This is a genomic window from Microbacterium invictum (genome assembly GCF_034421375.1).
Lineage (GTDB): Bacteria > Actinomycetota > Actinomycetes > Actinomycetales > Microbacteriaceae > Microbacterium > Microbacterium invictum_A.
This window is the reverse complement of the sequence record NZ_CP139779.1, coordinates 2963443-2988717: the sequence shown is the minus strand read 5'-3', so window position 1 is coordinate 2988717 and position 25275 is coordinate 2963443. Positions and strand designations below refer to the sequence as shown.

The following is a 25275-nucleotide window of genomic DNA, read 5'->3' as shown; positions in this document are numbered from 1 at the left end:
CTCGTATTCGTAACAATCGGATGCCGCGTGACGGCCTGGCGACGGTGATCCGCTGTGCGCGGCGGCCCCCTAGTGCGTCGGCACGTGGGCCGACATCGCTCGCGGCGGGGCAGCGGGTCGTTCGTGCTGGTCAGCGACCGAGATGCTGCGGCCGACAAGAAGTCCTGCGGTGATGGACAGGGCGATCCAGGCGACGATGGCGACGATCGCGATGAAAAGAAGGGTGGTGACCATAAGACTCTCCTTCGAGCCTCGGTGGTGCTTCCGGACGGGTTGTTCCCCACGATAGGGGCGCGGCGGGTGTATGCGGCGCTCATTGCGCCAGTCCTGTGGAAACGTTGAGCAAGATCTCACCGTGACGATCGATTCGTGAGCGCTCAGCGACAATCCGCTTGTCGCGTCGAGGGCTCGCTTCGACAATCGGGGGATGCGCGTCACACCTCGCCGCCTCGCTCGCGGTATGAGCCTCTGGCTGCCGAACCTGTTCAGCGGAATCCGGGTGAAGCACTTCGCCGACGACTGGACCGAAGCGGTCGTCGAGCTGCACGTCAATCGCCTCACCCGCAACTATGTCGGCACGGCGTTCGGCGGGTCGATGTCGGCGATGACCGACCCCTACTTCTTCATGCTGATCATGCATCAGCTGGGACGCGACTACATCGTGTGGGACACCCGGGGCGAGATCGAGTTCCTCAAGCCCGGCCGCGGCGTGCTCACGGCACGCTTCCACGTGTCGTCCGAACAGGTGGCCGACCTGCGTGCGCGTGCCGCCGGTGGAGCCAAAGTTCGCGAGTGGTTCGAGACCGGGATCACGGATGCGAGCGGCGAGGTCGTCGCCCGCTGTCGGCGAGAGGTCTACATCCGCGAAAAGCGACGCGTCACCGAGTCCCAGCCCACCGGTGCCTGAGAGCGCCCACCCCACGTTGGTCGAGCGAGGCCATGCGTCAGAAGGGTGCGACGGCGAGTCCGCCGTCGTCGGTGGGGACGAATGCGACGCGTGAGGGTGGATGGCTTTCGTAGTTCTTCCCGCCCGGGCTGGTGAACTTCAGGATGCCGCCTGGGAGCTGTTCCACGTGCCAGTTCGTGGCGTGTTTGAGCGTGTGGTGTCGGGCGCATTCGTTGCAGAGGTTGTCGTTGGACGTTGGACCGCCTAACGCGAAGTCTGTGGAGTGGTCTTTATCGCAGAGTTTCGCGGGTCTCCGGCATCCCGGGGTGCGGCAGGTGACGTCGCGGGCGTTGAGGAACCTCGTCTGCGACGGATGGGGCACGTAACGATCGACCGCGGTGACCACGCCGGTGATGGGGTCGGTCATCACCCGATCCCAGACCCTCGCCGTCCCCGCCATCCGCCTCGCGGTCTCGGGGTCCACTGGGGTGATCCCGTTCAATTCGGCGCCGGAGTTGGTGACTCCGGTCAATGTGGTGATCGGGATGGTGATCTGCACTTCGGCGGTGATGGCGCCGAGTCCGCCCTTCGCCCCGTCGGTGGGGTCGATCGTGGGGGACCCGGTGAGGAGCATGTCCAGGGCGAGGTCGCAGCGGATCTCATCCAGTGACCGGTCATCGAACCACGGCTCCGCCGTCTCTCCGCTCCCGATCACGTTGTCGTCTGTCCCGGTCTCACCGAGCCCGAACCCCGATCCCGACCCGGATCCTGGGCCGCCGCTCCCGTCGTTCGCGTCGGCGTCACCCTGCGCAACGGCATACTCGCGTCGTTTGGCGCGGTCGACGTCCTTGATCGTGGTGCCCTGCCCGGTGAGCCGGTGGTACACCCCGTGGATGTACACGTTCCCGCCCAGGATTGTCAGGGTCGACAGGGTGTCGTCGAGGTCGGTGACCCACACCCGCCGTTCCCGGATCGCGGTGTCGTGTCGTTCCTGCAGGGGCCTCGGGTCCAACACCGCGGCGCGCTGGATGGCGTACTTCTTCGTCCGCGGCACCGTCTGCCGCTCCGCCTCCACCAATACGATCTGCTCGAAACTAGCCCGATCGTCGGGGTCCTCGATCACCCGCCCGGCGTCCTGGATCACCTGCGCATGCGCCCTGGTCACCCGCCCCTCCACCAGCGCCGCCATCGTCTGGGGGAACAACTCGATCAGTTCGTAGGCGTCGTGCATCTGGGACTGCATCGATCGGTCATTCACCCTGACCGCCATCCCGAGCTCGAGCGCCATGGAACGCAGCGGGATGTCCCGCTCCCGAGACGACACCGACCCGATCCGAGACCGCTGCTCCAGAGTGAGCGTGTACGCGTCGGCGAGCAGCCGGGTCTTCTTCGCGGCGAGCTTCGCCTCCGCCCGCTGCAACCGAGCCAGCTCATCCGCGAACACCCCGGCGCGCCTGTCTTCCACCCGCCGTCGCTTCTCGTCCGCGTCCACTGCAATCCCCGTCTCGATGACCTACCCACATCATCGCAGAGGGTTCCGACACTGAATCCGCAGAATTCACCACTCATGTAATACATCTGTTCTCCACCCCTGACCAATGTCACGCCAGAAGGTGACACCCCGGCACTGCCGCTGCGCCCCGGCATCCGGTGCGATGGAACCATGCCCACAACGCAATCCCTGCCCACCGACACCAGCCCGGCGAAGGTCCCCTTCCTGCTGCGGCCCTTCCGCGTCATCCGCGAGAACCTCCGCGTCTATCTGCTCCTCAATCTCGCCGCCTACGGCCTCGTCGCGATCGGCTTCGTCATCGGTCTGACCTTCCCCGAGCTCCCCGCCATGCGGGCTGAAGCGCTCGAAACCGACGGCACGGGCGACGCCGTCCGCTCCGTCGTGAACTCCGCCCCGCTCTTCGCGCTGCTGATCTTCGCGGTGAACGTCCTGCAGCTGAGCCTCGCCACGATCGTCGTTCCGTCGCTCATCATCCCGTTCGCAGGGCTGGCGATCTTCGGCGGGTGGGCGGTCGTGACGGGCGTCACGCTCGTGCAGACGACTCCCATCGGCTGGGTCGCGCTCATCCCGCACGTTCTCACGGTGATCATCGAGCTGCAGGCGTACATACTGATCCTCCTCGGGGCGTATCTCATCGGACGCAACTGGCTCTTCCCGCACCGTGTCGGCGCGCCCACCCGTCGTCGCGGATACGTTCGCGGTCTCGGCTCCCTCGGCCTCCTCGCTCTTCCCGCGCTGGTGCTGCTCGTCATCGGCGCGATCTGGGAGTCCTACTCGCTGCTGTACCTCGTCCACCCGCTGAGTCAGGTGCTGCTCTGACATGCCGACGCCCTCACGCCCCACCCCCTCCTGGCGCGCCCGCCTCGCCGAGCGTCGCGTGAAGCCCGGCGACGGCCGCCCGCTGCCACCGTTCCGCTGGTGGCAGGTCCTGAGCCGATCGCTGTTCCTGCTCGACCTCCCGGCGCCGGGCGGCGCGACGACCACCTTCGCCGTCGACGTCCGCCAGCTCGGAGACCGCGACGACGGTGAGGTCCGTGCCCGCCTCTACCGCGACGGGCTCCAGGTCGCGGTCTCGCGGCTGCCGGCCCGGTTCGCCGTCCCCGGCGGGCACATCGAGGTCGCCGCGCGCGCGTCGGGCCTCCGTCGCTGCCATTTCGTTCCGGATGCCGGAGAGGAGCGTCAACTGACCCCTCACCCTCGCTCGGCGGAGGGCTTGCGCGCCCGGCTCCACCACCGTCATCCGGTTCTGAGTCGGGTCATCGGCGCGGTGGCGACGCTGTTCGTGCTGGTGGGCGTCTGCATCACCGTGCCGCAGATCATCGAGACGATCTCGCAGGTGCCGGCGATCGCCGACAGCATCGGGACGTTCGCGTCGCCGATCCGTCTCTCGCCCGTTCTGAACGTGATCGTCACCGTCGCCGTCGTCATCGCCAGCACCGAGCGCGCCCTCCGCCTGCGCTCGTCGTGGCTCGACGAGCTCGCCAACTGACATCGAAGGACTCCGACCATGATCACCGCCACCCTCGTCCCCGACCTGGTTCTCGGCGCTGTAGAGATCGAACCGACCGAGCGGGGCCTGCGTCCCCACCGCCTGCCGCGCCGTGTCCGTGTGCGTGACGCGGACCCTCAGCTGACCCTGATGGAGGCCCAGCCGTCGGGGGTCCGCCTCCGGTTCGCAACCTCGGCGACCGTCGCGGCGCTCGAGCTGCACACCACCCGGGTGGCCTATCGCGGCTTCGCGCGGCCGCGCGGCGCGGTGGATGTCGTCATCGACGGCACCTCGGCCGGCACCCAGGTGCTGTCAGGCGGCGACGCCCTCGAACTGGACATGCAGACCGGGGCCACGACTCTGGTCACCGGAGGGCCCGACACGGTCGAGGTGTCGTTACCGGGGCAGGGAGAAAAGACCGTCGAGCTGTGGCTGCCGCACAACGAGCAGGTCGAGATCGTCTCGCTCCGTGCCGACGCCCCCGTGCGGCCAGCGCCGTCGACCGATCCCGTGTGGCTCCACCACGGCAGCTCGATCAGTCACGGCTCCAACGCCTCGACGCCCACGGGCATCTGGCCTGTCGTGGCCGCGCGCCGTGCCGGTGTGAATCTGCAGAACCTCGGTTTGGGCGGCAGTGCGCTGGTCGACCCCTTCCTGGCGCGGGTGATGCGCGACACGCCTGCCGACCTGATCAGCGTCAAGCTCGGGATCAACGTGGTGAATCTCGACGCGATGCGCGTCCGCAGCTTCGTGCCGGCGGTCCACGGCTTCCTCGACACCATCCGCGACGGTCATCCCGAGACCCCGCTGCTGCTGGTGTCGCCGATCTTCTGCGGCATCCATGAGAACACCCCCGGTCCCGGGGCCGTCGATCCCGTCGCCGCGGCGTCGGGCGAGACCCGCTTCATCGCCACGGGCACGCCGGGAGACACCTCCGCCGGACGGTTGACCCTCGAGGTCATCCGTGAGGCGCTCAAGCGGGTGGTCGCGGCGCGGGCCGACGACCCCCACCTGCACTATCTCGACGGCCTCGACCTCTACGGCCTCGAGGATGCTGAAGACCTGCCGCTCCTCGACGCCCTCCACCCCGGTCCCGAGGCGCACGCACTCATCGGTGCGCGCTTCGCGGATCGAGTTCTCCGCCCCGGGGGGCTGATGCGTCCGCACGGGGTCTGAGCGTCACGCGCCCTGAATCAGGAACCGGATGACACCAACGCGCCGTCCACGAGAAGGTGCGCGAGGCGCTCCGGGTCGTACCCGGGCGCCGTGCCGCCGATGCAGAGGTTGCCGATTCCCCGCAGGAAGGCGTACGCCTCGACGGGGGCGCCGTGCGGCGCGGCGGCGTGCAGCAGGTCGGCGCAGACGGGCACCAGCCGGTCGGTGAGGGACTGGTGGAGCGCTCCGAAGCGCTCCGTGTCGCCCTGCAGGGCATCGGCCAGGCCATGTTTCGTGATGAGGAATTCCACGAAGAGCGTCACCCAGGCGTGCAGCGCCGCCGCCGGAGTCGGGCTCTCGCGTAGCAATGCCGGCCCGGCTGCTGCCGCGGCATCCATTTGATGCTGGTAGAGCGCCACGACCAGGTCGGCGCGAGTGGGGAAGTGGCGGTAGAGCGTGCCCATCCCCACCCCTGCCCTCTCCGCGACCGCCCGGACGGGCGCCTGGATGCCTGCCTCGACGAACACCGCCGCCGCGGCCTCGAGGATCGCTTCCTCGTTGCGTCGCGCGTCGCGTCGTCTGCCCCGCGTCTCGACCTCAGCCATCAGCCCTCCTTGCAAAACGGAGCACTGCTCCGTATCGTTGCGGAACGATGCTCCGCTTCAGTATCGCGGAGTCGCCGACATCCCGGAAATGAGACCTCGTGCATACACCCACCCCGCTTCGCGACTCGACCATCGTGGCCGCCCTCGACACCGTGCTGGGCGCGTCGGCGCCCGTCGTGTCCGTCGCTCCCGTCACCCTCGCAGCGCCGGCGCGACCGTTCCCGCTCGAGGTGCGGGTCTCGGCTCCCGTGCACGGTCGCGACCTGCCGGTTCTGCTGTTCTCCCACGGAAACGGCTGGTCGCTCGACGGTTACGCTCCCCTCACGACCTTCTGGGCGTCGCAGGGCTTCGTCGTGGTCCAGCCCACGCACCTCGACTCCCGCCGCCACGGCATCGGCGTCGACGACGACCGGTTCGGTTCGATCTGGCTGCAGCGGCGGGATGACCTCGTGGCCGTGCTCGACCAGCTCGACGTGATCGATCGATCGATGCCGGGGCTGGCGGGCCGTATCGACCGCGCCGCTGTCGTCGCGGCGGGGCACTCCTGGGGTGCGCAGACCGTGCAGCTGCTCCTCGGCGCGCGCACCGTCGGCGCCGACGGCGTGGTCGGTGGTGACCACGGCGACGATCGCGTCATCGCCGGCGTCCTGCTCGCGGCGACCGGGCTCGGGGGAGAGCAGCTGCATCCGTTCGCGAAGGCGCACTTCCCCTTCATGAACCCGTCCTTCGCCGAACTGACGACCCCGACTCTCGTCGTGGCGGGCGATCAGGATCAGTCGAAGATGTCGAGTCGGGGGCCGGACTGGTTCACCGACGCGTATGTCCACAGCGCCGGCGCGACCGACCTTCTCACGCTGTTCGGCGCCGAGCATTCGCTCGGGGGCATTCCGAGCTGGGAAGCGGCGGAGACCACCGACGAGAATCCCGAGCGCGTCGCCGTTCTCGCCCGACTTTCTGCGGCCTATCTGCGCGCGGCGGCCGGTGGGGACCCGCAGGTCTGGCACCAGGCTCGTGAGACCTTCGCGCGCGCCGGCGGGGGGATCGGCCGGATCGACAGTCGGTGAGCTACTCCTCCGTGAGGCCCGCCAGCGCGACGGCAGCCGCCTCGGCGACCAGCGCGTCGTCGGTGGCGGCGTCGGCGACACCCCGCGTCGTGAGGACGGCGATGACGATCGGCTCGCCGTCCGGAGGCCAGACGATGCCGATGTCGTTGCGCGTGCCGTGACCGCCCGTGCCCGACTTGTCGGCGACGGTCCATCCCGCGGGAGCTCCGGCGCGGATGAGGGTGTCGCCCGTACTGTTGCCGCTCATCCAGTCGATCAGCGTCTGCTTCTCGGCGTCGGCCAGGAGGTCTCCGAGGGCGTACTGCCGCAGCGTATCCACGAGCGCGCGAGGCGTGCTGGTGTCGCGCGGATCGCCCGGCACGGCCGAGTTCAGCTCGGGCTCGCGGCGCTCGGGCTGGGTGATCTCGTCGCCCGATCGCGCGAGTGCGGCGGCGAATCCCTCCGGCCCGCCCAGCTGGTCGAGCAGCAGGTTGGCGGCGGTGTTGTCGCTCGCGCGAACGGCCGCTTCGGCCAGCTCGCCGACGCTCAAGCCGGTCGCCACATACCGCTCGGTGACGGGGGAGTAGCTCACGAGCGCATCGCCGCCGTAGGCCACGACGCGGTCGAGGTCGTCGATCTCGTACAGGACCACGCCGGCCAACAGCGCCTTGAAGGTCGAGGCGTAGGCGAACCGCTCGTCGGCGCGATGCGCCACCGTCTGGCCCGTCAAGGTGTCGAGGGCGTAGACCCCGACGCGGGCGTCGTACGTCGCCTCGAGTGCGCCGAGCTCGGCCCTCAGATCGATCGCGCTCGAGGTGGACGTGGACGTGGGCGTCGGCGTTGGCGTCGGCGTCGGCGCCGGTGTCGCGGCATCCGGAAGTTCCGTCGACGGCGCGCAGGCCGGCGCGATCAGAAGGACGGATGCCGCAACGAGCGCCCCCGCGAGGGCTCTGATCCACGGGATGGTGTTCATTCCCCTCCTGAAGATGTGCCGCCCTCCGCGCCGTCGATCGTGAAGGTCGTTGGCGCCTCAGGGAGCGTGGCGGTCGAGATGGCGAGGTAGCTGTCGAGGTACAGTGCCCGCTCGCCGGGGATGTCGACATCGGCGGCGGGGTCCTGCAGCGCGAGCTGCAGTTGCACGTCCGAGACCGCGACGCGCTCGTTCGACGGAGTGTCGATCCAGTCGCTCAGCGGACCGGCTTCGATGGTACCGATCTGTACGGCCAGCGCGTGCCCGGCAGCCAACCACCAGTCGCCGGCCTTCATCTCCAGCGTCACCTCTCCCGGAGTCACGGCGGCGACCTGCTCGTTGATCAGCACGGCGGTGCCGTCGGGGGCGACGTCGTACAGCTTCACCATCAGGTTGCCGTGGCCCTCCGACGTGAGCGACATCGAGGGGGTGCCCGTGAACCTGGTGTCTGCGGACACGGGCGCCGAGGTCTGCACGAAGCGGTTGCCGGTGTCGACGGTCGGGTCGCCCTCGGCCCCGTCGTCGAGGTACGAGCCTCCCTCCAGGCTGAGGTCCACGGCGGCGTCCACCAGGGGCCAGTCGTCCTGCGCCCGCCACGACCCCATGTTGTCCTGGATCACGAAGGCGGGGTGTTCCTCGGTCGGCTCGACACCCTTGAGGTGCTCGTCGTAGAACGCCATCACCTCGTCGAACCACCCCTCGCGGCCGGTCTCCACGGTGCCGTCTTCATCCACCTCGTTGCCTCGGATGTGATCCCAGGGCCCGAACCAGCCCCGAACCGGGCCCTCGTGGTTCGCGAGGAACTCCTCCATCGCCTCCGACTCGGTGTTCCACTCCGCCCACCCCTGCGTGAACAGCAGCGGGGTCGTCGACCCGTCGACGCGCGCGGCGAAGTCTCGGCTCGTCCAATACGGCGATGCCGGATCCGCGGTCTGCGCACTGAGCGTGTTGATCGCGACACATTCGGGATGCGACTGCTCGTACGCAGCGTTCTCGCGGTAGCGCTCGGTGTCAGCCGGCAGCTGCTCCAGGGCCGCGATCTCGTTGTAGGTCTGCACGGCGACGGTGAGCGGCAGCCGGGGGACGCCGCCCGACCGATTGTTCCGGTACATGTCCCATATGGGCGCCTGCGCCACGACCGCCCGGAGGCTTTCCGGCTCGAGCACGGTGCCGACGATCCCGGTGATGGCGTCGTATGACTTGCCGTACATGCCCACGTCGCCCGTCGACCAGGGCTGTGACGCCGCCCACTCGATCGCCGCGGCGACGTCGGCCTGCTCGCCGTCGCCCATGAAGTCCAGGCATCCGGTCGATCCACCGAAGCCGCGCAGGTCGACCATGACGAATGCGTAGCGCTCGTCGAACAGATCGCCGCCCTCGATGAGGTCGGCGAACCGGTCCGAAGGGCCGGGATGGGTCCAGTCCTCGTCGGTGATCTCGCCGGAGTGGCCGAAGTACGATCCCACCGAAAGGATGACCGGAACCTGCTCGCCCTCGTCGAGGTCGTCGGGAAGCAGGACGTCGGCGTGCAGCTCGACCTCCTCACCGTCGAGGCCCGGTGCCGACGAGAAGTAGTGCTGGGTCCAGGCTGCGCCCTCGGGGACGCGGTCGTTCTCGTCGTGGGTGACGGCCTCGGTGTCGCCGGCGACCGTCGCCGCGGGGGCTTCGGTGCAGGCTGCGAGGCCGATCGCGAGGGGGATGATCGCCCCGAGGGCGAGGGTCAGGGCGAGGGGACGGCGGCGAAGCGGAGAGGACGTATGCACGACTCCCACCTCAGACCGTGCCCTCGGGGCAGGGTCAAGTCCGGGCCGGATGTTGACCGTGCCCCTGGGGCATGGTTTGGAATGGATGCTGCGCACAACGAACCACGAGGAGCTCGACCATGGCTTGGAGCACGCGTCAGCTCGCCGACCTGGCCGGCACCACGGTCAAGGCCGTGCGTCACTATCACAAGGTCGGTCTGCTCGAGGAGCCCGAGCGGCTGTCGAACGGGTACAAGCAATACCAGGTGCCGCACCTCATCCGGCTGCTGCAGATCGTGCGGCTGGCCGAGCTCGGCGTCCCGCTCTCGCAGATCGCGACGCTGGACCGATCCGAAGAGCGCCCCGACGACGCCATCGCGGTGCTCGATGCCGAGCTGGCGGCGACCATCGCGCGGCTGCAGCGGGTTCGCGAGGAGCTCGCCGTCATCCTGCAGCATCGTTCTCCCGCAGCGCTTCCCGCTCGCTTCGCGCCTCTCGCCGACCGGCTCACCGAGCCGGATCAGTCGCTGGTGATGATCTACTCGCGTGTCTTCGACGACGAGGCGATCGGCGAGCTGGAGCGGATGATCCGTGACAATCCCGTGTCCGCGGCGGAGGCTGAGCTCGTGGCGTTGCCGGCCGACGCCGACCGTGACACGCGGCGCCGCCTCGGCGAGGAGTTGGCACCGGATCTGGCGGAGGCGCGGGAAGCCTACCCGTGGCTGCGTGACCCGGGTGCATATGCCCGCCACGACGCGGCGGACGCCGAAGCGACGGTCGGTCGGGCGGTGGGAGAGCTGTACAACCTCGCCCAGCTCGAGGTGCTGCACCGGGCGAACCTGATCGCCACCGGTCAATTCGGGCAGCTGGGCGCGTTCGAACGCGCCCTCGCGAACAAGGAGGACGAAGGATGAACGACTCTCGCCCACAGGATTCGCCGACGATCGCGGAGGACCTGCTTCTCCTCCTCTTCCAACCCGACTCGGGAACCATCGCCGGCGAGAACACGCTCTTCTACGTGCTGGGCGGGGCTGTTCTCGCCCAGCTCGGCCTCGAGCAGCGCGTCACGACAAAGAAGACCTGGAGCGGCACCGTGAACATGGCGGCCGTGCCCGACCGCGCACCGTCCGACGAGATCCTTCGCGCCGCGTGGACCTCCGTCCAAGACAAGCCGCGGGGAGTGCAGACGGTCCTGCCGGCGATCGGTCCGACGCTCCGGCAGCCCCTCATCGATCGCCTCGTCGCGCGGGGAGAGCTGCGGACGGAGGCGAAGAAGACGCTCGGGATCTTTTCCACCACCGTGCTGAAGGATGGCGGAACGGGTCGTCGTAACGATCTGCTCGCCGAGATCCGAGGCGTCCTGGTCGACGGTGCGTCGCCTTCCGCCCGCACTGCCGCCCTGACGGGGCTGCTCTCAGCGAGCGGAACCCTGCCTCAGTTCCATCCCGCCATTCCCTGGAAATCGGCGGTGATCACGCGGGCAGAGGAGCTGGAGCGCGGCGACTGGGGTGCTGCCGGCGCCGGTGAAGCGGTCGAGCGGACCGTCATGGCGATGATCGTCAACAGCGTGACGGTCACCACGATCGCCCTGAGGTAGGCGCGTCGAAGCGGGCATTGCGGATGATGACCGTCGCCTTTCCCGCGCGTTTCGCCTCACGCCGAAAGCGCGACGTCTTCCCCGCGAGCGCGCTGGGCGATGTCATCCAGCGACAGGTGCAGCGCAGCGGCGACGGCGGCCACCGTCTCGAACGACGGGGTGGGGAGGCGACCCGTCTCGATCTTGCGCAGGGTCTCTCCGGAGATCCCCGCACACGCGGCGACCTCGACGATCGACCGGTCACCCCGGGCCTCGCGGAGGAAGGCGCCGACGCGTCGGCCCCGCGCGAGGGTCTCGGGCGTGTGAGGCAGGCGCACCATCATGGCGAGTAGCCTAGCGGTATTATCTGCCCGGTATTCTTATACCGCCCAGCCTGGCCCCACCCCACCCCGAAAGCGCCCCATGATCGAGATCCTGAACGCCCGCCAACTCCACCATGCTCGTTCCGCAGGTGCGATCGTGGGGGCGACGCTGCAGGAGCTGCGCGAGCGCGTCACCGTCGGCGTGAACCTGCTCGAGATCGATGAGTGGGCGCGGCAGCTCATCGAGAAGGCGGGCGCACAATCCTGCTACGTCGACTACGCACCATCCTTCGGCAACGGTCCCTTCGGTCACTACATCTGCACGGCCATGAACGATGCGGTTCTGCATGGGATGCCGCATGACTACGCCCTCCAGTCGGGAGACCTCCTCACCCTCGACCTCGCGGTGCTGAAGAACGGCATCGCCGCCGACGCCGCCATCAGTTTCATCGTCGGGGCGGATGACTCCGACACCACCGTTAGCGGCGGAAGCGCCGAAGACGCCGCGCTCATCGCCGTCACCCAGCGCGCGCTCGCCGCCGGCATCGAGGTCGCCCGTGCGGGCAATCGCATCGGCGACATCTCTTTCGCGATCGGCGCCGTGCTCACCGATGCCGGGTACCTCGTGAACACGGAGTTCGGCGGCCACGGCATCGGCACCACCATGCACGGCGACCCGCACGTGGCGAACATCGGCCGCCCGGGGCGGGGCTACACGCTGCGGCCGGGCCTCCTCCTCGCTCTGGAACCCTGGGTGATGGCGGACACCGACGTTCTGATCACCGATCCCGACGGCTGGACCCTGCGAAGCGCCACCGGATGCCGCACCGCGCACACCGAGCACACCATCGCCATCACCGACGATGACGCCGAGATCCTGACCGTCGCGCGATAGCGCCAGCCCTCACGTCACATCCAGCGACGGGTCGGGCCCGGCATCCGTCACCACTTCGGCGCTGGGACTCACCGACGTCACCTCGTCTGCCGGGTTCTTCTCCGCCCGGCTGAGCAGCACGAACGGGACGGCGACGGCGCTGATCACCCCGCTCCACAGCAGTGACTGCCCGTATCCGCCGATGTCGGCGGCACGCCCGAGCACCGGCTGCCACACCACCCCGCCGCCTGAGCCGAGCAGCGAGTCGAACGACAGCACCGTGGCCCGCTGCTGAGACGGGATCATGTCGTTGAGGTACGCGCGGCGCACGGGGTCGTCGATGGCCGAGACGATGCCCCAGGCGGCGAGCAGGACGACCGCGACCCAGAAGTTCTGAACGAGTCCGAGCACGACGAGGACGAAGATGCTCCCCACGGTCGCGATGAGGATGACGGTGGTGCGGCGCTGGAAGAGTTTCCGCACCCAGGGCGCGAGCGCACCTCCGACGATCGACGAGCCCGCGAGCAGGGCCGCCGCGAGTCCGGCGATCGCGTAGGCCTCCTCGTCACCCCACAGTTCGAGCAGGTAGGGCTGGAGCGCATAGAAGACGTAGACGCCGACACCGGCGGTGAAGGGACTCGCGAGCATCAGCCATCGCACCGGTCTGTTTCCGAGCCCGTAGGTCACCGACGCCCGGAACACCGTGCGGGTCGCCCGCAGCGGCCCCTCGCTGCGGTCGGGTGTGAAGCCGAGATCACGCATGAGCAGGGCGGCGACGACGAGCATCACGAGAAGGATGCCGCCGCGCACGAGGAAGGGCACCCCGAGGTTGGTCAGCTGAGCGATGACGCCGCCCAGCACCGATCCCGCCAGCATCGCCACTCCGCCGACGATCTGCGCTCGCCCGAACACGGTCTCGAGGCTCCCGGTGTAGCCGGTCGCGCGCAGCGCGTCGACGAGCCAGGCATCCACCGCTCCGGAGAAGAAGGTGAACCCCAGCCCCAGCAGCACGGACACCACGGCCCACGCCCAGAACGGCGACTCCATCACCCACAGCCACCAGTAGAGCGCCGTCGTGATGGCGAGCGTCAGGGTGCCGAGCAGGTACGACACCCGGCGTCCCAGCGTGTCGGCGACGACGCCGGTCGGGATCTCGAAGATCAACATGCCCGCGGTGAAGAACGCGTTGGCGGCGAACGCCTCGAGGTTGGTCAGTCCGGCGTCGAGGAGGAAGAGCGTGTTGATGCCCCAGATGAACGAGGCGGCAAGGGTGTTGCCGAGCATGAGCGTGTAGTAGGTGCCCTGCACGCGCCGCGGCGTGGGTGTCATGTGCTCAGTGTGCTCCTCGGTGGAGACACCCGTCACCGTGGGGGCGCCGAGTCGCCGCGACGATCCACCGGGTGCGGGACGGATCACACCGTGAATCCGTCGACGACGCTCCCGTCGGGTGGTAGAACCGCACCATGACCACCACGTCGGGCGACGACGCCTCGGGCATCCCCTCGCCCGGCCGCGATCACCCTCATCGCGGCCCCGGCCCGATAAGCGCACGGATGACCCCGATGAGCCCACGGATGACACCGTGGTGGCCCGATCTCACGGGCGTGGTGACGTTGCCGAGTGGGCGGCAGATCCGCGGGCGCGGTCTGCGGGGCGGCTCGACGGACGTTGGGCCTTTGCCGGACTTCGGCGTCTACCTCACCGCGCGCCTCCACGAGGAGCGCTGGCCCTCTCGGTGGGTCGCGTGGCCCGACTTCCGTCTGCCCCGCACGCCGTCAGACGCGATCGATGCGCTTCGCGAGGCCTACGACCGGGCCGCGACGGACCGGGTCGAGATCGCGTGCGACGGCGGCACCGGTCGCACCGGAACCGCTCTCGCCCTCCTCGCCCGATTCGACGGTGTGCCGGCCGGCGAGGCGGTCGCGTGGGTCCGGGCGACCTACCGACCCGGAGCGGTCGAGACGCCCTGGCAGCGCCGATTCGTCCGGAGGGTGCCGCTCAGCGTGTGAAAACAGAGCCGCCGCCGATCAGTCGTCGACGACCGAGACCGTGACCTCGATGTTGCCGCGCGTCGCGTTCGAGTAGGGGCACACCTGGTGGGCGGCGTCGGCGAGCTGCTGGGCGACCTCGGCCTCCACGCCCGGGACCACGACCTCGAGCAGCACCGCGAGCTCGAACCCGCCGTTGCCGTTCGACCCGAGCGACACGCGCGACCCGACGCTCGAGCCGTCGATCTTCACTTTCTGCGCCCGCGCGACGCTCTGCAGCGCGCTGTGGAAGCACGCCGCGTACCCCGCGGCGAACAGCAGCTCGGGGTTCGGTGCGCCGCCCGCGCCGCCCATCTCCTTCGGCACGCGCACGTCGGTGTCGAGAATCCCGTCGGCGGTGCGCACGTGGCCGTCGCGGCCTCCGCCGGTGGCAAGGGCTTCTGCGGTGTAGAGGGCGTCCATGAGTGTCCTTTCGTGGGGGATGAAGAGATGACGGATGCTGCGGCGACGCGCGTCAGGAGGCGGCGCGAAGCTCGCCCGCGAGCGCCCGCATGTTCGCGGTGATCGCGTTCAGCTGCGCGAGGAGCTCGGGCACGCTGCGGCCACTGTCGAGAAACGCCGGCACGAGGCATCCCGCCGCCGCCACGAGGTCGGCGTAGACCGACCGTCCCTCCTCGGTGAGGCTGACCCGGACCAGCCGCTCGTCGATGTCGTCCCGGCGACGGTCGACGAGGCCGCGCGCTTCGAGACGGCGGAGGAGTGGGGAGAGGGTCCCCGAGTCGAGGTGCAGCTCTTCGCCGAGCGAACGGACGGTGCGCTCGCCGGTGGCGAGCACGACCATGGCGAGGTACTGCGGATAGGTCAGCGACCACGGCTTCAGCACCTCGCGGTATGCCTGAGTGGTCGCATGTGAGGCGGTGTACATCGCGAAGCAGACGAAATCGTCGAGCGCAACGGCGGTCATGGCAGAAGCATTGCACGCAACTAAATTGTGCGCAACCGATACCTATGCATCGGAATAGACCAGGGTGGTGCTGGTTGGACCAAGAGAAGCGCACAGATGAGGCATCCGGTCGGCTGCTCAGAAAGCAAGGGCCGGATGTCTCGAGACGAAAGGCGAGAGACATGACCGAACGATTCACCGACCGCACCGTCCTCATCACCGGAGCCGGCTCAGGCCTCGGCCGCGCGACCGCGGTGCGACTGGCCTCGGAGGGTGCGAACCTCTCGCTCGTCGACGTGTCGAAGGACGGGCTGGATGCCACGGTTCAGGCCGTTCGCGATGTCGCCTCCGACGCCAAGCTCGTCACTGTCACCGCCGACGTTTCGAGCGAGGACGACACCCAGCGCTACGTCGACGAGACCCTCGCGGCTTTCGGCCGCATCGACGGCTTCTTCAACAACGCCGGCATCGAGGGCAAGCAGAACCTCACCGAGGACTTCTCGGCCGCAGAGTTCGACCGTGTGGTGTCGATCAACCTGCGCGGGGTCTTCCTCGGCCTCGAGAAGGTGCTCAAGGTCATGCGCGAGCAGGGGAGCGGCGCCGTCGTGAACACGGCGAGCGTCGGTGGCATCCGCGGTGTGGGGCGTCAGTCGGGCTATGCCGCCGCCAAGCACGGCGTGGTCGGCCTCACCCGCAACTCGGGCGTCGAGTACGGCGAGTTCGGTGTGCGCATCAACGCCGTCGCTCCCGGAGCGATCTGGACCCCGATGGTCGAGAACTCGATGAAGCAGATCGACCCCGAGAACCCCCGCCAGGCGGCAGAGCAGTTCATTCAGGCGAACCCCACCAAGCGCTACGGCGAGGCCCCCGAGATCGCCTCGGTCGTCGCATTCCTCCTCTCCGACGACTCGTCGTACGTCAACGCGGCCGTCATCCCTATCGACGGCGGGCAGTCGGCGAAGTACTGACCCTCGTTCCGTTGATCCCGCGCCGGGGCGGGTGACGTCGCAAGGGCCGTCACCCACCCCGCGATAGTTGAGTGAGGCCATGCGTCAGAAGGGGGCGACGCCGTATCCGCCGTCGTCGGCGGGGACGAATGCGACCCGTGAGGGTGGATGGCTGTCGTAGTTCTTCCCGCCCGGGCTGGTGAACTTCAGCACTCCGCCGCGGAGCTGTTCCACATGCCAATTCGTGGCGTGTTTGAGCGTGTGGTGTCGGGCGCATTCGTTGCACAGGTTGTCGTTGGAGGTCGGTCCACCTAGCGCGAAGTCTGTGGAGTGGTCTTTGTCGCAGTGTCGTGCGGGTCTGCGGCATCCGGGTGTTCGGCAGGTGACGTCTCGGGCGTTGAGGAACCTCGTCTGCGACGGATGGGGCACGTATCGGTCGACTGCGGTGACGACGCCGGTGATGGGGTCGGTCATCACCCGCTCCGACACTCTCGCGGTTCCCGCCATCCGTCTCGCGGTCTCGGGGTCCACTGGAGTCACCCCGTTCAACTCGGCCCCGGAGTTCGTTACCCCGGTGAGGGTGGTGATCGGGATGGTGATCTGCACCTCGGCCCGGATCTTCCCGAGCCCGCCCTTCGCCCCGTCGGTGGGGTCGATGGTGGGGGACCCGGTGAGGAGCATGTCGAGGGCGAGGTCGCAGCGGATCTCATCCAGCGACCGGTCGTCGAACCACGGCTCCGCGGTCTCTCCGCTCCCGATCACGTTGTCGTCTGTCCCGGTCTCACCGAGCCCGAACCCCGATCCCGACCCGGATCCTGGGCCGCCGCTCCCGTCGTTCGCGTCGGCGTCACCCTGCGCAACGGCATACTCGCGTCGTTTGGCGCGGTCGACGTCCTTGATCGTGGTGCCCTGCCCGGTGAGCCGGTGGTACACCCCGTGGATGTACACGTTCCCGCCCAGGATTGTCAGGGTCGACAGGGTGTCGTCGAGGTCGGTGACCCACACCCGCCGTTCCCGGATCGCGGTGTCGTGTCGTTCCTGCAGGGGCCTCGGGTCCAACACCGCGGCGCGCTGGATGGCGTACTTCTTCGTCCGCGGCACCGTCTGCCGCTCCGCCTCCACCAATACGATCTGCTCGAAACTAGCCCGATCGTCGGGGTCCTCGATCACCCGCCCGGCGTCCTGGATCACCTGCGCATGCGCCCTGGTCACCCGCCCCTCCACCAGCGCCGCCATCGTCTGGGGGAACAACTCGATCAGTTCGTAGGCGTCGTGCATCTGGGACTGCATCGATCGGTCATTCACCCTGACCGCCATCCCCAGCTCGAGCGCTATGGATCGCAGCGGGATGTCCCGCTCCCGCGAGGACACCGACCCGATTCGTGACCGCTGCTCCAGGGTGAGCGCGTACGCGTCGGCGAGCAGCCGGGTCTCCTTCGCCTCCAACGCCGCCCGACGCCGATGCAACCGAGCGAGCTCGTCCGCGAACACCCCGGCGCGCTTGTCCTCCGCCCGCCGCCGCTTCTCGTCCGCGTCCACTGAAAACCCCGTCCCGATGACCTACCCACATCATCGCAGGGGGTTCCGACATCGACTGCCGAAACGTAGTTCACACATAGAATCTATGTACGAACTCAGCTACTCTCCGATCAGGCTGATCGCCCCCGGACCCGCGTCATCGCAGCCGTTCCCCGAGTGCCACCACTCGCTGTGCGGCTCTGATCATGGCGGCATCCAGAAAGGTGCCGTCCTCCAGCACAACCGTCCCCGCTCCCATCATTTGAGCGGCCTTCACACGGTCCAGCACGGCACGCGCACCGTCGATCTCATCCTCGGTGGGAGCGAACACCGACCTGATGACGGGGAGCTGACGGGGGTGGATGGCGGCGCGCCCGGCGAGCCCGAGCGCACGCCCGCGTCGGCAGCTTCGCTCCAGACCGTCGAGGTCGGAGACGTTCGTGAATGCGCTCATGAGCGGCTGCGCGATTCCGGCCGCTGCCGATGCATTCACGATGCGACTGCGCGCCCATGCCATGCCTGCGTCGAGATCCTCGGCCGGTACTCCGAGTTCGGAGCGCAGGTCGGCTTCCCCGAGTCCGATCGACGCGACGCCGGCGCTCGCGATCTCGAAGGCGCGCTCCACTCCGAGAGCGGTTTCGAGCAGCGCGTGGACCTCCCGCCGGCCGGCCGCCGCCGACACCGCTCGCAGCTCGTCCGGCGTGTCGACCTTCGGCACGCGAACAGCAACGGATGGCGCCAGGCGGGCTATCGCGGCGAGATCATCAGCGTGCCAGGGGGTTCCCGCGGGGTTGATGCGCACCTGCACCCGCATCCCGGAGGCCTCCGCTTCCCTGAGGGGCAGGTCGCGGAGCGCTGCGCGCGCCGCGGTCTTCGCCGTCGGCGCCACCGCGTCCTCGAGGTCGATGATCACACCGTCGGCGAGAGGCGACGAGAGGGCCTTCACGACGAGATCGGGCCGGTCGCCGGGTGCATAGAGAAGGGCGAGCGTCGCCAGCGCGGTCACGCGATCGTCCCCTCGGTGCGCAGCGACCGGACCGCTTCGTGGGAGTATCCGAGCTCTCGAAGCACTTCCTCGGTGTCGGCACCGTGCGCGCGCCCCGTGAATGCGATGCCGTCCCCATCCTTCGACAGCCGGAAGAGCGGCCCCTGGACGGCGACGTCGCCGAGGTCGGGGTCGGGGAGCCGGCGGACGGTGCCGATCGCGGCGTACTGCGGGTCGCTCATGATGTCGCTCGCGTCGTACACCGGTGCTACGGCCGCCTGGGCCTCCTCGAAGGCGCGGATGACGGTGGCGCGATCGTGGCGGGCGATCCAACCGCCGACAGCGTCGTCGAGCTCGTCGGCGTGCTCCGCTCGTTCGGCGCCACTGCGGAACCACGGCTCCCGCGTGAGGTCGGGACGGCCTACGAGGTGCATCACGCGTTCGGCGATGGACTGCGCGCTCGTCGACACCGCGACCCACGCCCCGTCCGCGGTGCGGTAGACGTTGCGCGGTGCGTTGTTCGCCGACCTGTTCCCGGTGCGCGGTTGCACGGACCTCAGCTGATCCCAGCGGGTGATCTGCGGGCCGAGCATCGCCAGAATCGGTTCGATGATGGCCACGTCGATCTCCTGCCCCTGCCCGTCACGGTCGCGCGATCGCAGTGCGACCATGATGGCGTACGCGGTGGCGAGTGACGCGATCCCGTCCGCCAGCCCGAACGGCGGCAGCGTCGGCGGCCCATCCGGTTCTCCCGTAGCGGCCGCGAAGCCGCTCATCGCCTCAGCGAGTGTTCCGAACCCTGGGCGATCCCGATACGGACCGACCTGCCCGAAGCCGCTGACGCGGGCGAGCACGAGCCCGGGGTTGGCTGATGACAACTCGCCGTACCCCAAGCCCCAGCGCTCGAGCGTGCCCGGTCGGAAATTCTCGATGACGACGTCTGATCGCGTCGCCAGTTTCGCCATGATCTCGCGCCCGCCGTCGGTGTGGAGGTCGAGGGTGATCGTGCGCTTGTTGCGCCCCAGGGTCTTCCACCACAGATTGTGCCCATCACGGCTCGGCCCGTGCCCGCGCGCCGGATCCGGACGCCGCGGGTGCTCGACCTTGATCACCTCGGCACCCATGTCGCCGAGGTGCATCGCGGCCATGGGACCCGCGAACAGGGTGGAGATATCGATGACACGGAGTCCCTGAAGCGGCGTCACAGGTCCTCATCCCAGCACACGCGGAATCCGATAGACGTCGAAGCGTCGACCCCGAGCCCAGGCAGCAGAAGCTTCGCCGCGAAATCGGCGCCCTTCACCCCGCCATCGAAATACCAGTCCGAGCCTTCCGATCGGTGCACGCTTCCGCCCTTCAGCATCACGAAGCGCGATCGACCGTCGCTGTGCTCCGACTCCGTCCAGTTCCACACCTGCGGCCTGCGACGCTCGAAACCGGGGAGCGCAGCGGCGAGCTGCCACTCGTCCTCACTCGGAAGTCGTCCTCCCAGCCACGCCGCATAGGCTCGGGCCTTCGCGAGGGTGACCCGGGTGGCGGGCCGCTCGTCCGATGGCGCGTCGAAATCGGATGCTTCGCCGAGAGCGTGCAGGAACAGGTCATAGTCCTTCTCCGAGACTTCTCGAGTAGCCACGCGCACCGGCCTGCGGAGTTCGACGAGCCGCTCCATCGTGCGGAGGTCGTGGAGGCGAGGCGGAAGGGGCTTCCACTCGTCCACATACGGCGCGCCGTCGTACATACCGGTCTCGCGGGCACGATAGCGGACGGTCAGTGAGTGCTGCCCGGCCGCGGCGACGACCGTGTCGCGGCGAGCCCGCTCTCTTTCGGTCGCGTCGGCCGTCGGTCCGCCCCAACGAGGCGGCGTCAGCCGCTCGGGGCGGCGATGCGCGAAGGAGGCGTCTCGTTCATGACTCACGCCCGACAGCATGCGCCGGGCGATGTCGACCTCGGCAGGCTGCTGGGCTCCGTCGGTGACCAGCACAGCTGCGGCGATTCCGTGGGCGGGGACGACGAACGAGGTGGGCGGGGCAGCGTCGGCCGCATCGTCATGCAGACCGATCCATGTCCCCGCCTTCGCGGGCCGGTATGACACATCCTCGTCGCCCGAGTTGGCGAAGGTGTACAGCGCGACGCCATCCAGAGTGAACGAAGACGCCGTGACGGACCCCTGAGTGACGGCCAGCGGCATCCAGTGCCCGTCGGTGAGCCAGCGGTGGAAGGTACGTTGCACAGGCAGCATCCGACGCAGGGTTCCCGCGTCCCGCGGGTTCCACCCCACCCACACCCCGAAGACGACCTCCCACACCATCATGCCGACGCCGTTGATCCACGCTGAGCGCAGTTCGGCGCTGTGATCGCGGTGCCAGCGTCGGATGTGGTGCTGCATGTGGCGGCGCTCGAACCAGCGCGCCCGCAACACCCCCGGGGGGTCGGTGTCGGCGAACCACTGGGCCCAGGACAGCGTGTGGTCGGCGATGCGCTCGGTCGCCAGCTTCGATTCGCCCTCGAGACCGATGCCCGGCCGTGCCGCGTCGAGCGTGGCGATCAGGTCGGGTTCGGCCTTCTTGAGGGTGTCCAGGAATACTCCGTCCGCGCCGAGTTCGCGCACCACGGCCGCGAGCTCGCTAGCATCGTCGCCGCCGCGCCGTGTGCCGGTGTCCCACGGGTTGTAGTCGACGAACACCGCGATTCCCGCCGACCGGAGTGTTTCGGCCGCCTCTCGCAGACCGGGCGCGCGGTAGTAGTCCCACTGATTCCGGTCATCTATCCCGATCACGGGGTACGCATGCCACAGCACGACCCCGTCGAGCCCGCCGAACCGCACCCGGGCGTCCTCGAGGAACCGTTCGGGAGTGAACCGCTGCTCATCGAAATCGAAGAACTGCTCGTCCCAGAGCCACACCTGGGCGATCGTGAAGCAGCGACTCGACCAGGCCGAGCGAGGATCGTCGTATCGAGTCGGAGCCCCGTGCCGCAGACGGGCTCCCTCGCGCCACGCCGACAGTTGCTCCCGCCAGCGCGGCACATCGGCGGGGTCGTCCGGGGCGGCGAAGATCTTCGCGTCGTCCAACCGCTCGGCCGCTTCGCCCTCCCGGACATCGATGTCGAGCGGTACGTGGGTCGGCAGGTCGATCTCCCTCGGTACCAGTGGGTCGAAGCCACCGCTCATCGGCGTCCTCCCGCTTCCAGCAGAACGTCGACTTCGCGTGCTGTGGGCACGGAGTCCTGAGCGCCCGGTCGCTGCACCGACAGTGATGCCGCTGCAGCTCCCGCCCGCGCCGCATCGACGAGGAGGTCGAGGTGGGGGACGGCTGTGCCACCCGCGGCCAGACGCGCCGCGAAGACGCCGCAGAAGGTGTCACCGGCGCCGGTCGTATCGACGGCGTCAACAGGGAACGCCGCGACCCGACGCCGACCTTCCGGTGTCGCCACGAGGCATCCAGCGCTTCCGAGGGTGACGACGATCACCGGAACGCGCCCGAGCAGGTCGTCGACCCCCGCCTCGATATCGGTGCGGCCGGAGAGATCCCGCATCTCGTGCTCGTTGACGATGAGAACGTCGACCGTCGCCAGGAGCTCTGCGCCCCCGTCGGCCACGGGCTGGGACGGCGCCGCATTGAGCACGTGGATCGCCGAGCCTCGGGCGCTCGCCGCATCGAGCACGAGTGCGGCCGGAATCTCGAGCTGGGTCACGAGAACGCGCGCATCGGCGACGAGGGTGCGCTGATGCTCCGTCAGTGCGGTTCGCTGGGCGTTGGCGCCCGGGGCCACCACGATCGCGTTCTCGCCGTCGTCGGCGACCGAGATCAGCGCCGTCCCGGTCGGCGCATCGACGACTTCGATGCCGCTGACGTCGATGTCGTCGGCGGCGAGGGCGTCGCGGAGCACACGCCCGTCGGCGTCGGCGCCGATCGCCCCGATGAACGCCACGCGCGCACCTCCCGCGCGCTTCGCGGCGACGGCCTGATTGCCCCCCTTGCCGCCGGCCGTGCGGACGAGGTCGGTGGCGAGCACCGTCTCACCGGGACCGGGGACATGGGCGACCCTCGTCACGACGTCGCGGTTGAGGCTTCCCACGACGACGACGCTCATGCGCTCCTCCGTCGACCGAGCGCGATCGTGCGTTCGGCGAGCTCGCGAATCGACAGATCTCCCGGTCCGGGAAGGGAGGTGGCGATGCGGTTGCGAAGAGGATCGATCCACTCCTCCCCGATCGACGCCGCACCGCCGATGGCGCCCAATACCGAGCCGACGGTCGCCCCGGCGGAGTCGGTGTCCCACCCGCCGGTCACGGCAAGCGAGACGCCGCGGCTGAAGGATCCGTCCGCGGCGGCGATCGAGCACGCGATGAGCGCGGCGTTGTTCAGCGTGTGAACCCAGTGCAGCGAGCCGTACCGCTCGTGGAGGACGTCCAGCGCGGCGGGTGGGGTCAGTCGCCCGCCGGCGAGGTCGGTCCCCACCTCTCGCCCGAGGGCGATGGCAGCTGCCAGCCGCGACGAGGGCGGAACGACGCTCTCGCCTGCGTCGAGAACCTCAGCCGCGGTCTCCGCGACGAGCGCGCTCGCACACAGAGCGCCCGCCCACATCGCGCCGTAGAGACCGTTTCGCACATGACTGAGCCGGGCGTCCACCCAGGCGGACCGCGCCGCGGCCCGCGGATCTCCGGGATGCGCCCAGCCGTGTACGTCGGCCCGGATCAGGGCACCGATCCATTCGCGGAACGGGTTCAGGTGTGTCGCGGTCTCGGGCACCGGCCGCGCGTCGAGGAGATTGCGGTAGGCCGCGCGCTCGGCGGTGAAGACGCGGCCGGCAGGCAAAGAGGCGAGCCACGCCTCGGCGACGTCGTCGGTCTGCAGCGCGGGGCCGTGACGTTCGAGCAGCTGCAGGGCGAGGATCGGAAAGTTGAGGTCGTCGTCCTCGGGCATCCCTTCGATGTTCTCCACGAGCGACGTCGGCGCGGATCGCCGGTTCCAGGGCCAGCGGTCACCGATCTCGGTCGGGAGGCCGCGGGCGGTGAAGTAGCCGGATACTGGCCAGTTTCCCGTCGCGCGCGCGATCTCCTCGATGCCTTCGCGGGGAATTTTCTCCACGGGCTTCCCCACCAGGCAACCGGCGGCGCGGCCGAGCCACGCTCCGTGCACCCGCTCGAACGTCGCGCCGGTCCCGGCGCTCGGCCGGGCCGGCGGCAAGAGCGCCTCGATCGCATCCCAGTCGTCCGGTTCGTGGCGGTCCGGCCGTTGCAGGTCGCTCAGCTCGTCGAGGAGCTCCCGCGCGAGCATCACCAGCTCGGGCGGGGCGGGCAGCGGTGCCGCTCCGCTCGGGGAGGGCACGATCGACCCGCCGGCCTCTTGCCAGCGGAGGATCACGGGCCGCAACGACTCCTCGGGCACGCCCTGCTCGCGTAGCGTCGCGACCTCCGCAGGCACCAGGTCCGCGGGTTGAGCCCAGGTCAGTCTCACGCGGCGACCTCGGATGTGCGAGACCCCGCCAGCACCGCCTCGAGCGTGATCAGCCGCGCTTGGGCACGGGCGACGTCACGCGCGGCGATCTCCTTCACCGCCGAGGTCATTGTTTCGACGACGCGGTCGAGGTCGAGCCGGCTCGCCGCCGAGATGTCCGTCACCCACTCCTCGGGGACAGCCGATCGGCCGTGGAGCGCGCCACAGATCGCGCCTGCCATCGTGGCGATCGAGTCTGCATCACGCCCGTAGTTGACGGCATCCAGGACGGCGCCGCGATAATCGCCCTGATGAGCGAGAACGAGGCCGAGCGCGACGGGCAGTTCTTCGATGGACTTGGTGCGTGAGGGCCGCCGAGCGTCCATTGCGGGGGCACGGTAGTGGTCGCCGACGGTGTCGAACGGCGCAACCGCTTCGCGGAGCAGGCGGTTGAGGGTGCGGGGGTCGTCGCCGCCCCAGCCGTCGGCGTCGATCAGGTCGAAGACGGCGACGAGCGCGGCGCGGGTGCCGTCGTGCGCCACCCGCATCACTGCGGAGCGGATGTCGCTCACGCGCGCCCCGGGCGCGGACGCCGCCGCGACGGCCGCGGCGAACACGCCGGCCGCCTCACGTCCGTAAGAGGACTGATGGGTCGCGGCCAATTCGATCGCTTCGGCGTAGGCCCCATCGGGGTCGCCGATGTTCACCAGACCGACGGGTGCCATGTACATCGCAGCCCCGCAGTTGACGATGTTGCCGACGCCGGCCTCGCGCGGGTCGACGTGCCCGTAGTGGAGACGGGCGACGATCCATTTCTCGGCGAGGAAGACCCGCTGCAGGATCAGCGCGTCGTCCTCGAACTCCGGAATCCACGTCCGCTCGCCGATCATGAGCGGCACGAGGTCTTCGGCGATGTGGAACGCGTCGAGGTGAGAGCGCCGCTTGGCATACACCTGCACGAGAGCGTGCGTCATGAGGGTGTCGTCCGTCACGTGCCCGTCCCCCTTGTGGTACGGCGCGAGGGGTCGCGCGGTCCGCCAATCGGGGGAGTAGGGCCCGACGATGCCGGTGACCCGGCCGCCGTGACGTTCCTCGATCTGCTCGGGGGTGAGGCCCTCCGTCGCACCGCCGAGGGCATCGCCCACCGCCGCTCCGGCGAGAACCCCGGCCACCGTGTCTTCGAGCGGGCGGATCTCCATCGAGCGGCTCTCGACCGAGCCCGCGTGTTCGCGCGTATCCATCGCTTCCTTCGTCCTTCCTCGTGCGGGGCAGGGCGGGCG

At 69.2% G+C, this 25275-nt stretch carries 26 protein-coding genes; 10 read left to right on the top strand and 16 right to left on the bottom strand.

From position 1 onward, the window contains the following. Nucleotides 1-69 precede the first annotated feature (69 nt). Nucleotides 70-234 carry a hypothetical protein gene (locus T9R20_RS14345; RefSeq protein ID WP_322409988.1) on the bottom strand — a complete coding sequence of 55 codons (165 nt, stop codon included), beginning with the start codon at nt 232-234 and terminating at the stop codon, nt 70-72. 193 nt (nt 235-427) lie between these two features. On the opposite strand from T9R20_RS14345, the gene T9R20_RS14340 reads away from it, so the two are divergent. Continuing rightward, complete coding sequence (locus tag T9R20_RS14340) at nt 428-907, top strand: DUF4442 domain-containing protein (protein WP_322409987.1); 480 nt, start codon at nt 428-430, stop codon at nt 905-907. A 37-nt stretch (nt 908-944) separates the two neighbouring features. Here T9R20_RS14340 and T9R20_RS14335 read toward each other — a convergent pair whose 3' ends face one another. Further along, nucleotides 945-2378, bottom strand: a complete 1434-nt coding sequence (locus T9R20_RS14335; RefSeq protein ID WP_322409986.1) for an HNH endonuclease signature motif containing protein — start codon at nt 2376-2378, stop codon at nt 945-947. 171 nt (nt 2379-2549) lie between these two features. Here T9R20_RS14335 and T9R20_RS14330 point away from each other — a divergent pair, with 171 nt between their 5' ends. Genes T9R20_RS14330 through T9R20_RS14320 form a run of 3 tightly spaced genes read left to right on the top strand, consistent with a single transcriptional unit; the run spans nt 2550 to nt 5064 of the window. Beyond that, entirely contained in the window at nt 2550-3218 is a 669-nt protein-coding gene (locus T9R20_RS14330) for a hypothetical protein (RefSeq protein ID WP_322409985.1), read from the top strand. Between the two features lies 1 nt (nt 3219). Then, entirely contained in the window at nt 3220-3888 is a 669-nt protein-coding gene (locus T9R20_RS14325) for a hypothetical protein (RefSeq protein ID WP_322409984.1), read from the top strand. An 18-nt stretch (nt 3889-3906) separates the two neighbouring features. After that, nucleotides 3907-5064 (top strand): GDSL-type esterase/lipase family protein, encoded by a 1158-nt coding sequence (locus tag T9R20_RS14320; protein WP_322409983.1) that lies wholly within the window; start codon nt 3907-3909, stop codon nt 5062-5064. Between the two features lie 17 nt (nt 5065-5081). On the opposite strand, the gene T9R20_RS14315 is transcribed toward T9R20_RS14320, so the two are convergent. Beyond that, on the bottom strand, nt 5082-5648 hold the full coding sequence (locus tag T9R20_RS14315; RefSeq protein ID WP_322409982.1) for a TetR/AcrR family transcriptional regulator: 567 nt from the start codon (nt 5646-5648) through the stop codon (nt 5082-5084). A gap of 98 nt (nt 5649-5746) precedes the next feature. Between T9R20_RS14315 and T9R20_RS14310 the strand changes: the two genes are divergently transcribed. After that, on the top strand, nt 5747-6712 hold the full coding sequence (locus tag T9R20_RS14310; RefSeq protein ID WP_322409981.1) for a chlorophyllase: 966 nt from the start codon (nt 5747-5749) through the stop codon (nt 6710-6712). 1 nt (nt 6713) lies between these two features. Here T9R20_RS14310 and bla read toward each other — a convergent pair whose 3' ends face one another. Together bla and T9R20_RS14300 are read right to left on the bottom strand one after the other, a co-directional pair. Continuing rightward, a complete protein-coding gene (gene bla, locus T9R20_RS14305) occupies nt 6714-7664 on the bottom strand; it encodes a class A beta-lactamase (protein ID WP_322409980.1) in 951 nt (316 codons plus the stop codon). After that, a complete protein-coding gene (locus tag T9R20_RS14300) occupies nt 7661-9424 on the bottom strand; it encodes a CocE/NonD family hydrolase (RefSeq protein ID WP_322409979.1) in 1764 nt (587 codons plus the stop codon). Before T9R20_RS14300 ends, bla begins: the two co-directional genes overlap by 4 nt. 119 nt (nt 9425-9543) lie before the next feature. Between T9R20_RS14300 and T9R20_RS14295 the strand changes: the two genes are divergently transcribed. Both T9R20_RS14295 and T9R20_RS14290 read left to right on the top strand, forming a co-directional pair. Next, a complete protein-coding gene (locus T9R20_RS14295) occupies nt 9544-10317 on the top strand; it encodes a MerR family DNA-binding transcriptional regulator (RefSeq protein ID WP_322409978.1) in 774 nt (257 codons plus the stop codon). Then, nucleotides 10314-11000, top strand: a complete 687-nt coding sequence (locus T9R20_RS14290) for a GOLPH3/VPS74 family protein (RefSeq protein ID WP_322409977.1) — start codon at nt 10314-10316, stop codon at nt 10998-11000. The genes T9R20_RS14295 and T9R20_RS14290 overlap by 4 nt, the downstream gene beginning before the upstream one ends. Nucleotides 11001-11056: 56 nt before the next feature. Here the strand turns inward: T9R20_RS14290 and T9R20_RS14285 are convergent, their stop codons facing one another. Beyond that, a complete protein-coding gene (locus T9R20_RS14285; RefSeq protein WP_322412194.1) occupies nt 11057-11320 on the bottom strand; it encodes a helix-turn-helix transcriptional regulator in 264 nt (87 codons plus the stop codon). An 82-nt stretch (nt 11321-11402) separates the two neighbouring features. On the opposite strand from T9R20_RS14285, the gene map reads away from it, so the two are divergent. Continuing rightward, the gene (map, locus tag T9R20_RS14280) at nt 11403-12197 is read left to right on the top strand and encodes a type I methionyl aminopeptidase (protein ID WP_322409976.1); all 795 of its coding nucleotides are present in this window, start codon (nt 11403-11405) and stop codon (nt 12195-12197) included. Nucleotides 12198-12206: 9 nt separating this feature from the next. On the opposite strand, the gene T9R20_RS14275 is transcribed toward map, so the two are convergent. Continuing rightward, nucleotides 12207-13505, bottom strand: coding sequence for an MFS transporter (locus tag T9R20_RS14275; protein WP_322409975.1), 1299 nt, complete (start codon nt 13503-13505; stop codon nt 12207-12209). Nucleotides 13506-13639: 134 nt separating this feature from the next. Here T9R20_RS14275 and T9R20_RS14270 point away from each other — a divergent pair, with 134 nt between their 5' ends. Next, nucleotides 13640-14185 carry a protein-tyrosine phosphatase family protein gene (locus T9R20_RS14270; RefSeq protein WP_322409974.1) on the top strand — a complete coding sequence of 182 codons (546 nt, stop codon included), beginning with the start codon at nt 13640-13642 and terminating at the stop codon, nt 14183-14185. An 18-nt stretch (nt 14186-14203) separates the two neighbouring features. On the opposite strand, the gene T9R20_RS14265 is transcribed toward T9R20_RS14270, so the two are convergent. Together T9R20_RS14265 and T9R20_RS14260 are read right to left on the bottom strand one after the other, a co-directional pair. Next, on the bottom strand, nt 14204-14626 hold the full coding sequence (locus T9R20_RS14265) for an organic hydroperoxide resistance protein (RefSeq protein ID WP_322409972.1): 423 nt from the start codon (nt 14624-14626) through the stop codon (nt 14204-14206). A gap of 52 nt (nt 14627-14678) precedes the next feature. Then, nucleotides 14679-15128, bottom strand: a complete 450-nt coding sequence (locus T9R20_RS14260) for a MarR family winged helix-turn-helix transcriptional regulator (protein ID WP_322409971.1) — start codon at nt 15126-15128, stop codon at nt 14679-14681. 161 nt (nt 15129-15289) lie between these two features. Between T9R20_RS14260 and T9R20_RS14255 the strand changes: the two genes are divergently transcribed. Continuing rightward, nucleotides 15290-16075: a glucose 1-dehydrogenase gene (locus T9R20_RS14255; RefSeq protein ID WP_322409970.1), complete on the top strand. Its 786-nt coding sequence runs from the start codon at nt 15290-15292 to the stop codon at nt 16073-16075. 84 nt (nt 16076-16159) lie between these two features. On the opposite strand, the gene T9R20_RS14250 is transcribed toward T9R20_RS14255, so the two are convergent. The 7 genes from T9R20_RS14250 to T9R20_RS14220 all read right to left on the bottom strand — a co-directional run bounded on the left by T9R20_RS14250 (nt 16160) and on the right by T9R20_RS14220 (nt 25236). Then, entirely contained in the window at nt 16160-17593 is a 1434-nt protein-coding gene (locus tag T9R20_RS14250; RefSeq protein WP_322409969.1) for an HNH endonuclease signature motif containing protein, read from the bottom strand. A 136-nt stretch (nt 17594-17729) separates the two neighbouring features. Next, nucleotides 17730-18578 (bottom strand): CoA ester lyase, encoded by an 849-nt coding sequence (locus T9R20_RS14245; RefSeq protein WP_322409968.1) that lies wholly within the window; start codon nt 18576-18578, stop codon nt 17730-17732. Further along, nucleotides 18575-19762 carry a CoA transferase gene (locus tag T9R20_RS14240; protein WP_322409967.1) on the bottom strand — a complete coding sequence of 396 codons (1188 nt, stop codon included), beginning with the start codon at nt 19760-19762 and terminating at the stop codon, nt 18575-18577. Before T9R20_RS14240 ends, T9R20_RS14245 begins: the two co-directional genes overlap by 4 nt. Beyond that, nucleotides 19759-21726 (bottom strand): SUMF1/EgtB/PvdO family nonheme iron enzyme, encoded by a 1968-nt coding sequence (locus T9R20_RS14235; protein WP_322409966.1) that lies wholly within the window; start codon nt 21724-21726, stop codon nt 19759-19761. Before T9R20_RS14235 ends, T9R20_RS14240 begins: the two co-directional genes overlap by 4 nt. Continuing rightward, entirely contained in the window at nt 21723-22649 is a 927-nt protein-coding gene (locus T9R20_RS14230) for a ribokinase (RefSeq protein WP_322409965.1), read from the bottom strand. Before T9R20_RS14230 ends, T9R20_RS14235 begins: the two co-directional genes overlap by 4 nt. Further along, on the bottom strand, nt 22646-24016 hold the full coding sequence (locus T9R20_RS14225; protein ID WP_322409964.1) for an ADP-ribosylglycohydrolase family protein: 1371 nt from the start codon (nt 24014-24016) through the stop codon (nt 22646-22648). Before T9R20_RS14225 ends, T9R20_RS14230 begins: the two co-directional genes overlap by 4 nt. Then, nucleotides 24013-25236, bottom strand: a complete 1224-nt coding sequence (locus T9R20_RS14220; protein WP_322409963.1) for an ADP-ribosylglycohydrolase family protein — start codon at nt 25234-25236, stop codon at nt 24013-24015. The genes T9R20_RS14225 and T9R20_RS14220 overlap by 4 nt, the downstream gene beginning before the upstream one ends. Nucleotides 25237-25275: the final 39 nt, after the last annotated feature.